At 70.1% G+C, this 10,822-nt stretch carries 11 protein-coding genes; 5 read left to right on the forward strand and 6 right to left on the reverse strand.

What is annotated here, in order from left to right; all coding sequences use genetic code 11:
* Positions 1-365: hypothetical protein (locus tag FHD68_RS14680; RefSeq protein WP_208863783.1), on the reverse strand; the 365-nt coding region annotated here is incomplete at its 3' end.
* Between the two features lie 117 nt (positions 366-482).
* Here FHD68_RS14680 and FHD68_RS14685 point away from each other — a divergent pair.
* The 3 genes from FHD68_RS14685 to FHD68_RS14695 are packed head-to-tail and all read left to right on the forward strand — an operon-like array spanning position 483 to position 2,231.
* A complete protein-coding gene (locus FHD68_RS14685) occupies positions 483-935 on the forward strand; it encodes a GAF domain-containing protein (RefSeq protein ID WP_045982463.1) in 453 nt (150 codons plus the stop codon).
* A 22-nt stretch (positions 936-957) separates the two neighbouring features.
* Positions 958-1,584 (forward strand): LysE family translocator, encoded by a 627-nt coding sequence (locus FHD68_RS14690; RefSeq protein ID WP_127897448.1) that lies wholly within the window; start codon positions 958-960, stop codon positions 1,582-1,584.
* Complete coding sequence (locus tag FHD68_RS14695) at positions 1,581-2,231, forward strand: pseudouridine synthase (protein ID WP_127897447.1); 651 nt, start codon at positions 1,581-1,583, stop codon at positions 2,229-2,231. The genes FHD68_RS14690 and FHD68_RS14695 overlap by 4 nt, the downstream gene beginning before the upstream one ends.
* Here the strand turns inward: FHD68_RS14695 and FHD68_RS14700 are convergent.
* A complete protein-coding gene (locus FHD68_RS14700; protein WP_127897446.1) occupies positions 2,228-3,010 on the reverse strand; it encodes an MBL fold metallo-hydrolase in 783 nt (260 codons plus the stop codon). The genes FHD68_RS14695 and FHD68_RS14700 overlap by 4 nt on opposite strands.
* A gap of 127 nt (positions 3,011-3,137) precedes the next feature.
* Between FHD68_RS14700 and FHD68_RS14705 the strand changes: the two genes are divergently transcribed.
* Positions 3,138-4,193 carry a saccharopine dehydrogenase gene (locus FHD68_RS14705; RefSeq protein WP_139086109.1) on the forward strand — a complete coding sequence of 352 codons (1,056 nt, stop codon included), beginning with the start codon at positions 3,138-3,140 and terminating at the stop codon, positions 4,191-4,193.
* A gap of 103 nt (positions 4,194-4,296) precedes the next feature.
* Positions 4,297-5,490 carry a PQQ-dependent sugar dehydrogenase gene (locus FHD68_RS14710; RefSeq protein WP_139086111.1) on the forward strand — a complete coding sequence of 398 codons (1,194 nt, stop codon included), beginning with the start codon at positions 4,297-4,299 and terminating at the stop codon, positions 5,488-5,490.
* A 46-nt stretch (positions 5,491-5,536) separates the two neighbouring features.
* On the opposite strand, the gene FHD68_RS14715 is transcribed toward FHD68_RS14710, so the two are convergent.
* The 4 genes from FHD68_RS14715 to FHD68_RS14730 all read right to left on the reverse strand — a co-directional run bounded on the left by FHD68_RS14715 (position 5,537) and on the right by FHD68_RS14730 (position 10,658).
* Entirely contained in the window at positions 5,537-5,908 is a 372-nt protein-coding gene (locus FHD68_RS14715) for a DUF3775 domain-containing protein (RefSeq protein ID WP_127897443.1), read from the reverse strand.
* A 48-nt stretch (positions 5,909-5,956) separates the two neighbouring features.
* A complete protein-coding gene (gene mutL / locus FHD68_RS14720; protein WP_127897442.1) occupies positions 5,957-7,798 on the reverse strand; it encodes a DNA mismatch repair endonuclease MutL in 1,842 nt (613 codons plus the stop codon).
* 113 nt (positions 7,799-7,911) lie between these two features.
* Positions 7,912-9,228 (reverse strand): M16 family metallopeptidase, encoded by a 1,317-nt coding sequence (locus tag FHD68_RS14725; RefSeq protein WP_127897441.1) that lies wholly within the window; start codon positions 9,226-9,228, stop codon positions 7,912-7,914.
* Positions 9,225-10,658, reverse strand: coding sequence for a M16 family metallopeptidase (locus FHD68_RS14730; protein ID WP_127897440.1), 1,434 nt, complete (start codon positions 10,656-10,658; stop codon positions 9,225-9,227). Before FHD68_RS14730 ends, FHD68_RS14725 begins: the two co-directional genes overlap by 4 nt.
* Positions 10,659-10,822 lie beyond the last annotated feature (164 nt).

The following is a 10,822-nucleotide window of genomic DNA, read 5'->3' on the forward strand; positions in this document are numbered from 1 at the left end:
GGCAGGCGGGTCTCCTGGGGGTCGGGGGCGACCAGGGCCGCGAACCAGCCGGGTGCGCGCAGCGCCGGGTCGGGCGGACCCGCGGGCTGGCGCAGCGTGCCGTCCAGCGCGTTCAGGATGCCGATGCGGGCATGGCGGGGTTCGGTCAGCCGTTCGGGCAGCCGCGCCATGATGCGGTCGGGCGGCACGGCCCCCTGCATCGTGCCAATCGTGGCCAGCACCAGGTTGCGCGCCGTCTCGGCGCCCATGCGCGTTTCGGTGGCGATGTCGCGGCGCAGCCGGTCCAGGCTGCCCAGGGCCAGCAGCGCGATCAGGCCCAGTTGGACGATCAGGATCAGCGTCAGGATGCGGGTGCGCAGCGTCATGGCGCGACAGTGCCGCCAAGCGGTTGCCGGGGCAATGGTCCGCGTCCCCGCCGCAATCGTCGCGGCGGTGAACGGGCGGGCTTTCCTGTCCCGACGGCCCCGCGTAAGGATATGCGGATGAGCGATTATGACGATCTGTCGGCCCGCATCCGGGCCCTGTGTGCGGGCGAGACCGACGAGGTCGCGCTGATGGCGACCGTCGCCTGCGAACTGCATCATTCCGACGACCGGTTCGACTGGACCGGCTTCTATCGCGTGGTGGGCCCCGAGCTGCTGAAGATCGGGCCCTATCAGGGCGGGCACGGCTGCCTGGTCATCCCGTTCTCGCGCGGGGTCTGCGGGGCGGCGGCGCGCACGCGAACGGTTCAGATCGTGCCCGATGTCGAGGCCTTCCCGGGCCACATCGCCTGTTCCAGCAGCACCCGATCCGAGATCGTGCTGCCTGTCCTGGGCGCGGGCGGGCGGCTGATCGGGGTGCTGGACATCGACAGCGACCGCCCGGATGCCTTTGGTCAGGCCGACGCGGATGCGTTGACGGCGATTCTGGCGGACGCCTTCGGGCATCTGTGATCACGATGGGGATGGCAGCAGGATGATCTGGGACACCTTGGCGAACATTCCTGTGGGACAGCTGACCGCGTTCATCGCGGGCGGGCTGGTCCTGAACTTTGCGCCCGGTCAGGACGTGTTCTTCGCCAGCGCCTGCGGCATCCAGGGCGGGCCGCGCGCCGGGGCCTGGGCCGGGTTCGGCGTGGGCCTGGGCGTGCTGATGCACGTGGCGCTGGCGACCGTGGGCCTGGGCGCGATCGTCGCCGCCCATCCCGAAGCGTTGCGCGCCATCAAATACGCGGGCGCGGCCTATCTGCTGTGGCTGGCGTGGAAAAGCTGGCGGTCGGGCGACATCGACCCGTCGGCCCGGGGCAGCGTCAGGGTCTGGAACATCATCCGCCGCGGGTTCCTGTCCAACGCGCTGAACCCCAAGCCGGTCCTGTTCCTGCTGGCCTTCCTGCCGCAGTTCACCAACCCCGCCTGGGGCCCGGTCTGGCAGCAGATCCTGGGCCTGGGGCTGATCTTCGCATTCACGGGGACGCTGGTGACCATGGGATACGGCATCGTCGGCGGGATCGCAGGCGGGGTGATCGGCAAGCGGCTGGGGATGGTCAACAAGATCGCCGCCGTCATGTTCGCGGGGCTGGCGCTGCGCCTCGTCTGGAAATGACCGAATTCGTCTATGCCCCGCCGCCGGACATCCCGGTGGTCCTGCATGCCGACGACCACGTGCTGGTGGTGGACAAGCAGGCGGGGTTGCTGTCGGTGCCGGGGCGCGGCGAGGATCGGGCCGACTGCCTGATCGCCCGCCTGCGCGAAGCGTTTCCCACCGTGCTGCTGGTGCATCGGCTGGATTTGGACACGTCGGGTGTGATGGTCTTTGCCTTGACCCCGCAGGCGCAGCGCGACCTGTCCAAGCAGTTCGAGGATCGGCTGACCAAGAAGGTCTATGTCGCGCGGCTCTCGGGCCGCCTGCAGCCGGAGACCGGTCGGGTCGACCTGCCGCTGATCGTGGACTGGCCGAACCGGCCCCGCCAGAAGGTCGACCATGGCGCTGGTCGGCCCGCCCAGACCGACTGGCGCGTTGTCCGCGCGACCGATGCGGAAACACGGGTGCGCCTGATGCCCGTCACAGGGCGCAGCCACCAACTGCGGGTGCACATGGCGTCCCTGGGCCACCCGATTCTGGGCGATCCGCTTTATGCGACGGGGACGGCCGCCGACCATCCCCGCCTGATGCTGCATGCCGAAAGCCTGCGGTTCCGCCACCCCGACACCGGGGTGCAGACAGGGTTTTCGGCCAAGGTGCCGTTCTAGGCGTCCGCCTCGGCATACCACGGTGCCACGACGACCTGCGTGCCCGACCCGCCCTCGGCCACCAAGGCCGTGAACGCGTCCAGGTCGCTGCCCCGGTGGTGGTACGGATAGACCACGTCGGGGGCAAAGGCCGTGACCGCCGCCGCCGCCTGATCCACCGACATCGTATAGGGCAGGTTCATCGGCAGGAACGCCACATGGATGTCGGTCAGGGCGCGCAGTTCGGGCGTATCCTCGGTATCGCCGGCGATCAGGAAGCGCTGGCCACCGATGGTCAGGATATAGCCGTTGTCGCGGCCCTGCGGATGGTTCTGCAGCCGGTCCTCGGTGATGTTGTAGGCGGGGATGGCCTCGATCGGCAGGCCCAGGGCCTCTCCGCTGTCGCCATTGGCCATCGTCGTGGTGCGTTCGGCCATGGCGGCAGGCAGCATCCCGGCCACGGCGGGGTTGGCGATCATCGGCACCTCGGGCAGGGCGTCCAGCGTCGGCTGGTCGTAATGGTCGCCGTGTTCATGGGTGATCAGGATCAGGTCGGGCGCAGGCAGGTCGGCATAGGCCTCGGCCCCGCCGACCGGATCGACATAGATCACCCCCGCGGGCGTCTCCAGGACCATGCTGGCGTGATCGACGGGGTGGATCACGACCTCTCCACCCTCGACCGCATGGCGAAAGCCGGCGTCCTGCGCGCGGGCGGCGCGGGGCAGGACCAAGGCGGGCAGGACGGCAGTGCCCATCAGGGCTGCGGCCAGTTTCAGTCCGGTGCGACGGGTCAGGTGCATGCTGGCTCCTGCGGAACGGGGGAAAGAAAGGCCAACCCCGGCAGCGTGCCGGGGGTTCCGGCCTGTGCTTGCGGCGCATTGCCGCGTGACCTACAGCTTGGGGCGCAAGCCATGGCAGGGGATCGGGATGACACATCTGTGGGTCAGGGCGGAAAGCCGCCCGAACGAGGATCGCGTGGGCATCACCCCGGACGGGGTCGCCGCGCTGATCGGGCAGGGCATGCGCGTCACGGTCGAGGACAGCCCCCGCCGGATCATCCCGACCGACGCCTATGCCAAGGCCGGCGCGGCCATCACCCCCGAGGGCAGCTGGCCCACCGCGCCCGACAACGCCATCGTCTTCGGCCTCAAGGAGCTGCCCGAGGACGGCACTCCCCTGCGCCATCGCCATGTGATGTTCGGCCACGCCTTCAAGGGCCAGCCCGCGGGTCGGGTGCTGCTGGACCGGTTCCGGGCCGGGGGCGGGGCGCTGTATGACCTAGAATATCTGACCGACGACACGGGGCGCAGGCTGGCGGCCTTCGGGTACTGGGCGGGCTATGCGGGGGCGGCGGTGTCGCTGATGGCCTGGGCCGCGCAGCAGTCGGGCGGCATCTGCGGCCCGGTGGCCGCCTATCCCGACCGGCACCACCTGCTGGACGACCTGCGGGCGCGGCTGGACGCCACCGGCCGCCCGCGTCCGCGGACCATCGTCATCGGCGCCAAGGGCCGCGTTGGCAGCGGCGCGGCCGACCTGCTGACCGCGATGGGCGTCACCGTGACCGGGTGGGACATGACCGAGACCGCCCATGGCGGCCCCTTCCCCGAGGTGCTGATGCACGATGTCTTCGTCAATGCGATCCTGGCCCATCCCGGCGCCCCGGTCTTCGTGCCCGCCGATGCCGTGGCGCCGGGCCGTGCGCTGAGCGTTATCGGCGACGTGGCCTGCGACCCGACCAGCGATTTTTCCCCGATCAAGGTCTATGACCGCACCACCACTTGGGACGCGCCGGTCCTGCGGGTGGCGGATGCGCCAGTGCTGGACGTGATGGCGATCGACAACCTGCCCTCGATGCTGCCGCGTGAAAGCAGCGAGGATTACGCGGCCCAGCTGCTGCCCGTGCTGCAGGGGCTGGACGACCTTGACGCGGGCGCCTGGGGCCGGGCGGGTGCGTTGTTTCGCGATCATCGCGACGCGCGCTGACATGGGCGCCGTCACGGCCGCCTGACAGGGACGTGTTGCCGCAGGGGGGAACGCCGGGCCGTGTCACGAATTGGGCAGGGTATTCACCGGATCGGAGGACCCCATGACGCGCCGTACGACGACAAGCCTGACCACCCTTGCCGCCACAGGATTCCTGGCCTCGATGGCCGCGGCGCAGGGTTTCAACGATGCTGCCCCCAACGGGGCCGCCTATGACCAGAAGCCCGCCTTCGAAGGCCAGACCCGCGCGCCCATGCTGGACAGCACCGGCCTGCAGCAGCAGGTCCTGGTCGAGGGGCTGGAGCATCCCTGGGGCCTGCAGGAATTGCCCGACGGGAACTGGCTGATTACCGAACGCCCCGGCCGGATGCGCATCTATACCACCGACGGTACCTTGTCCGAACCCATTCAGGGCCTGCCCGAGGTCGATGCCCGCGACCAGGGCGGCCTGCACGACGTGTCCGTCGCGGACGATTTCGCCGACACCCGCCGCGTCTGGTGGACCTATGCCGAACCGCGCGGCGACGGCACGAACGCCACCGCCGTCGCGACCGGTATCCTATCCGAGGACGGCACCATGATGGACGATGTCCAGCGCATCTGGCAGCAGCAGCCGGCATGGGCCTCGACCAAGCATTTCGGCGCGCGGATCGTGCATGACGGCGAAGGCCACATCTTTGTCGGCCTGGGCGAACGCAGCGACCCCGAACCCCGCCAATACGCCCAGGACTCGCAGGCGACATTGGGCAAGATCATCCGCATCAACGCCACCGACGGCGCCCCGGCCGGGGCCGGAATCGAGGGCGCGCTGCCCGAGATCTGGTCCATCGGTCATCGCAACATCCAGGGCGCCGCGATGGGCCCTGACGGCCAGCTGTGGATGAACGAGCACGGCCCCAAGGGCGGTGACGAGCTGAACGCCGTCGATGGCGGCCTGAACTATGGCTGGCCCCTGGCCACCTACGGCACCGACTATAGCGGGGCTCAGATGGGCGCGACCCAGGTCGAGGGTACCGAACAGCCGGTCTATTACTGGGATCCGTCGCCCGCGATCAGCGGCATGGCCTTCTATGACGGCGACATGTTCCCCAACTGGCAGGGCGACGCGCTGATCGGCGGGTTGCGGTCGGGCGACATCATCCGACTGGAACTTGACGGCACCAGCGTGACCGGAGAGGCGCGCCTGGCCCAGGGCATCGGCCGCGTCCGCGAGGTCGAGGTTGCCCAGGATGGCGCCCTGGTCGTCATCACCGACGAGGAGAACGGCCGTCTGGTTCGCCTGACCCCGGAAGGCTGATCCGGCCACAATCGGTCCTGGGGCGGTCCTGCGGGGCCGCCCTTCGTCATACCGGACGCTGCAGGTCGTCCTCGATGTCGCCGGGAGAGATGCCCAGCCCCTCCAGCCCGGCCTCCAGCAGATCGGCCAGTCGGGGTTCGCCCATCAGGTAATCCTCGGTCGGGATGGTCCGTTCGATCCGGGCGGTGCGGATCGCCTCCTCCAGTTCGGACGGCTCAAAGCTGTCGCGCCCGATCCACATCACCGCGACCAGGCTGGCCTGCTCATCCTCGTTCAGGCCCGCGATGAAGTCGTGCAGTTCGGACCGGGTGCCATGCTGGCGTCCGCTGCCCTGATGGGCCCAGGGATTCACGCCGCTTTCGTAATCGCGGGCGCGGATGATCACATGGGCGATCTTGTCGACGGCAATCTGCAGCATCGCGGCACCTCCTGGCTGGGCACAGGATCGATCCGCGCGCGCCCTGCGTCAATCCCTGCGACCGAACAGGCGTTCGATGTCCGACAGCTGCAGCTTGACCCAGGTCGGACGGCCGTGATTGCACTGGCCCGATTTCGGCGTCCGCTCCATCTCGCGCAGCAGGGCGTTCATCTCGTCCGCGCCCATCCGGCGGCCGGACCGGACCGACCCGTGGCAGGCCATCGACGACAGCACCGCATCGATGCGTGCCTGCAGCCGGTCCGAGGCGCCCTGATCGGCCAGATCGTCCAGGATGTCGCGGATCAGCGCGCGCCCGTCCAGCCGCGCCAGCATCGCGGGCACCTCGCGCAGCGCGACCGCGCCCGGGCCGAACGGCTCGACCACCAGACCAAGCGCGGCCAGATCGGCAGCGATGGACAGGATGCGATCGGCATCGGCCGGGGACAGCTCGACGATCTCGGGGATCAGCAGGGCCTGGGCCGGGATGCCCGCGGCCTGCGCCTGCGCCTTCAGCCGCTCATAGACCAGCCGTTCATGGGCGGCATGCTGATCGACGATCACCAGCCCGTCGGGCGTCTGCGCGATGATGTAGTTTTCGTGGATCTGCGCGCGCGCGGCCCCCAGGGGCGCGTCCTCCATCGGCGCGTCGGCCACGACCGGGTCGAACCGCGCCGACGGCGTCTCGGCAAAGCCCGGCATCTGCAGGTCCAGCGCCGCCCGCACGGCCGCCGCCGACGGCCTGTCGGCCTGCCATGCGGGCCGCGGGTCTGACCGGTTTTCGGCCAAAGGTTCGGGCCCCGGTTCGACCTGCACCGCCTGCAGCGTCGCGTCGCCTACCGTGCTGGAGGCGCGGTGCCCGGCCCCCGCCATCGCGTGGCGCAGGCTGCCCACGACCAGCCCGCGGGCCGATTGCGGGTCGCGGAACCGCACCTCGGCCTTGGCCGGGTGGACGTTCACGTCCACCATCTGCGGATCGCATTCCAGAAACAGCACCGCCGCCGGATGCCGGCCCGCCGCCAGCACGTCCATGTAGCCCGCCCTGAGCGCCCCGGTCAGCAGCTTGTCGCGCACCGGCCGCCCGTTCACATACAGATGCTGCGCCACCGCCGCCCCGCGCGAATAGGTCGGCAGGGCGGCATAGCCCGTCAGGGTGATCCCGTCGCGTTCTGCATCCATGGGCAGGGCGTTGTCGATGAAATCAGCCCCCATCAGCCGGGTCAGCCGCGTGGTCAGCGCCCCGAACAGCTCTCCCTGCTCGGCATCGGCGCGAAAGATCTCGCGCCCGTCGGCGGTCAGCGAAAAGCCCACATAGGGTTCGGCCATCGCCAGGCGGCGCACCGTGTCGGCCACCGCCTGCGTCTCGGCCCGGTCGGTGCGCAGGAACTTCAGCCGCGCGGGCGTGGCAAAGAACAGGTCGCGCAGCTCGACCACGGTGCCGCAATTGGCGGCCGCCGGGCGCAGCGGGTCCAGCCGCCCCCCGGTGACCGCGATGGACGCCCCCTCGCCCCCCAGCGTGCGCGAGGTGATGGTCAGCCGCCCGACCGCGCCAAGCGAGGGCAGCGCCTCGCCGCGAAAGCCGAAGCTGGTGATGGCCAGCAGGTCGGTCCCGTCGATCTTGCTTGTGGCATGGCGCGACAGGGCCAGCGGCAGGTCGTCCGGCACCATGCCGCAGCCGTCGTCGGTGACGCGGATCAGCCGCTTGCCGCCGTCCTGGATGGCGATCTCGATCCGGGTGGCGCCGGCGTCCAGCGCGTTCTCGACCAGTTCCTTGACCGCCGAGGCCGGGCGCTCGACCACCTCGCCCGCCGCGATGCGGTTGGCGGTGGCCTCGTCCAGCTGGCGGATCACGGGGCGGCCGTCGGGGCGTATCTTGGGGGCATGGCTGTTCATCGCCCCAAATCTAGCAGGACTGCCCCGCGGCTGCCAGAGATTCGCGGGACATCAGCCCCCCGGAACGACCGCGCCGCGCCCCTTGGGGGCGCGGCGCCACCGCTGTTGTCCGTTCAGTTGGTGACAGGGTCCGATTCGATCCCCTCGGGGCGGCCGACCAGCACGAAGCGCAGCCGTTTGGGGTCCAGCAGGCGCTGCGCCACGCGGGACACGTCCTCGGACGTCACCGCCTCGACCTTGGCATTGCGGGTATCGATATAGTCGATCGGGAATCCTATCAGCTGCATGCCTGCCAGGATCGATGCGATGCGTCCGTTCCCGTCGAACCGCAGGGGATATTCCCCGGTCAGATAGGTCTTGGCATCGGTCAGTTCCTGGTCCGTCACACCCTCGGCCATGCGGGCCCATTCGGCGCGGATCAGCTCCACCGCCTCGGCCGTGGTGGCGTTCGATCCCGACATGCCGCCCTGCCAGGTCTGGCCGTACAGCCCCGTGGCCAGCGCCGTTCCCACGCCATAGGTCAGCCCGCGCTTCTCGCGGATCTCCTCCATCAGGCGGGAACTGAAGCCCCCGCCGCCCAGGATGTGGTTGGCGACGAAAGCCGCGAAATAATCGGGGTCGTCGATCGGGATGCCCGGCCCGGCAAAGGCCACCACGGTCTGCGGGCTGTCCCAGTCGATGACCGTCGTGCCGCCGGTCACCTGCAGCTCCGCCTGCTCGGGCAGGGGGGCGGTCGCCTGTTCCGGCAACCCGCCCAGGATGCGGTCCAGCAGCAGCCCCAGCTCCTCGGCCGAGATGTCGCCCGCCGCGCCCACGACCACCCGGTCGCGCGCCAGCACGCGGTTCTTGGCCGCCACCAGGTCCTGCCTGGTCAGGGCCGCGACGCTCTCCGCCGTCCCGTTGATCGAGGTCGCATAGGGATGCTCGCCCCAGGCCTGCGCCGCCATCTCCTTGGCGGCGATGCTGTTCGGATCGGTCGCCTCGGACCGGATCACCGCCTGCACCTGTCCGCGCACGCGCGTCAGCGCATCGTCGTCGAACCGCGGCTGCGCCAGCGCCTGAGCCAGCAGGTCGGCGGCGGCGTCGCGGTTCTCGGTCAGGGACTGGAAGCCCACGGACACCGTGTCGTCGCTGGCCGAAAAGGACAGCCGTGCGCCCAGGTCCTCGATCGCCTGGGCGAACTGCGTGGCGCTGTTCGACCCGGCGCCCTCCTCCAGCAGCGCGGTCATCATGTTGACGGCGCCGCGCTTGCCCTCGGTGTCCATGCTGGCACCGCCGCGGAACTGGATGTCCAGCGCCACAAAGGGGATGCTGTCGTCCTGGACCAGCCAGGCCTTGATCCCGCCCGGAGAGGTGACGTCCTGGATCTCGATCGCCTGCGCCGGCACGGCCAGCAGGGCAAGAACGGTGGCGATTGCGGCACGGATCATCCTTGCACCTCGGTCTGTTCGTCGGGGGTGGCCGGGGCCGGTTCTTGGGTCGCGGCGGCCTCCGCCTCCGCGGGGGCGGGCAGCAGCCAGCCGGTCACGGCGGGCGCCTGCAGCACGTCGCGGGCGGCGGCCATCACGTCCTCGGCGGTGACCGCGTCCAGGATGTCGGGCCAGTCGTTCACGTCCTGCACGGTCAGGCTGGTCGACAGCCCCTGGCCATAGTCATAGGCCCGGCCATGCGCCGAATCGCGCGAATAGATCTCCTCGGCCCGGATGCGGGTCTTGACGCGCTCCAGGTCGGCCTCGTCCGGACCCTCGGCCAGAAACTGCGCCAGCGCCTCGTCCAATGCCGCTTCGGCCTCCTCGGGCGGGGTGCCCTCGGCCGGAACCAGCGACAGCATGAATTCGGTCCGGTCCAGCGACAGCCCGTCATAGCTGGCCCCCGCCCACAGCGCGGTTCCCGGCAGGGTCAGCTGCTGCGCCAGATACGAGGTCTGCGACGACCCGCCCAGCAGCGCCGCCAGCACGGTCAGCGCCGCCGCATCCTCCTGCGCGCCCGGATCGCGTTCCGCGGCCAGCACTGTGCGGATCATCCGGGGCTGCGCGACGCGCGGGTCCGACATCTCCAGCCGCCGCGCGGTCCGCTTGGGCGGCTCTTGCGGGCGGATGCGCGGTTCGGCCTCGCCCTTGGCGGGGATGGCACCGTAATGCTCCTCGGCCAGGGCACGCGCCTCCTCGGGGGTGACGTCGCCGGCGATGACCAGAACGGCCTCGTTCGGAGAATAATGCGTGTCGTACCAGGCGACCGCGTCGTCGCGGGTCAGCGCCTCGATCTCGTCGCGCCAGCCGATGATCGGCCGGCCATAGGGGTGGTTGTCATAGACGACCGCGTTCAGCTCCTCGGCGAACAGGGCGGCGGGGTCGCTGTCGACACGCTGCGCACGCTCCTCCAGCACGACCTGGCGTTCGGCCTGCCAGTCCTCATCGCGGATGTTCAGGTTTGCCATGCGGTCGGCTTCCATCCCCATCACCAAGGGCAGGCGGTCGCTGGCGATGCGTTGGAAATAGGCCGTGAAATCCCACGAAGTGAAGGCGTTGTCGCTGCCCCCGTTCGCCGTCACCGTCTTGGACAACTCTCCAGGCTCCAGCGTATCGGTGCCCTTGAACATCAGGTGTTCCAGATAGTGCGCGATGCCGGACTTGCCCGGCACCTCGTCCGCCGCGCCGATCTTGTACCAGACCATCTGCACCACGACGGGCGCGCGCTCGTCCTGGATGACCACCGTCTCCAGGCCGTTGGGAAGGGTGAAATGGGTGACGCCGTCGGGCATCGGGGCGGCGGCGTCCTGCGCCAGGGCGGGCAGGCCGGTCAGCGACGTGCCAAGCGCCAGGGCCACTGCCAGGGCGGAACGGGATGCGGGGTAACGCATGGGTGGAGCAACCTCCTCTTGCTGAGGGGCAACTTGGACTTCAGGGGCAGGCCGCGCAAGCCACGCTCGCGCGAATGTGCAGCGCCGGCGGCAGGGTCGCGGCGCCAGCCGCACGCCCGGACGGCCCCCTCGATGGGGGCGGGCCGGGCGACCCGTTCCGACCC

The sequence above is a fragment of the Paracoccus marcusii genome (genome assembly GCF_006151785.1).
In the GTDB taxonomy this organism is placed as follows: Bacteria; Pseudomonadota; Alphaproteobacteria; order Rhodobacterales; family Rhodobacteraceae; genus Paracoccus; species Paracoccus marcusii.

Bases quoted from the DNA above. Each gene is read 5' to 3' on its own strand.
- FHD68_RS14710 (WP_139086111.1), top strand. From the start codon at position 4,297: ATGACGCGCCGTACGACGACAAGCCTGACCACCCTTGCCGCCACAGGA.
- FHD68_RS14725 (WP_127897441.1), bottom strand. From the start codon at position 9,228: ATGATCCGTGCCGCAATCGCCACCGTTCTTGCCCTGCTGGCCGTGCCG.
- FHD68_RS14695 (WP_127897447.1), top strand. From the start codon at position 1,581: ATGACCGAATTCGTCTATGCCCCGCCGCCGGACATCCCGGTGGTCCTG.
- FHD68_RS14700 (WP_127897446.1), bottom strand. From the start codon at position 3,010: ATGCACCTGACCCGTCGCACCGGACTGAAACTGGCCGCAGCCCTGATG.
- FHD68_RS14730 (WP_127897440.1), bottom strand. From the start codon at position 10,658: ATGCGTTACCCCGCATCCCGTTCCGCCCTGGCAGTGGCCCTGGCGCTT.
- FHD68_RS14705 (WP_139086109.1), top strand. From the start codon at position 3,138: ATGACACATCTGTGGGTCAGGGCGGAAAGCCGCCCGAACGAGGATCGC.
- FHD68_RS14685 (WP_045982463.1), top strand. From the start codon at position 483: ATGAGCGATTATGACGATCTGTCGGCCCGCATCCGGGCCCTGTGTGCG.
- mutL (WP_127897442.1), bottom strand. From the start codon at position 7,798: ATGAACAGCCATGCCCCCAAGATACGCCCCGACGGCCGCCCCGTGATC.
- FHD68_RS14715 (WP_127897443.1), bottom strand. From the start codon at position 5,908: ATGCTGCAGATTGCCGTCGACAAGATCGCCCATGTGATCATCCGCGCC.
- FHD68_RS14690 (WP_127897448.1), top strand. From the start codon at position 958: ATGATCTGGGACACCTTGGCGAACATTCCTGTGGGACAGCTGACCGCG.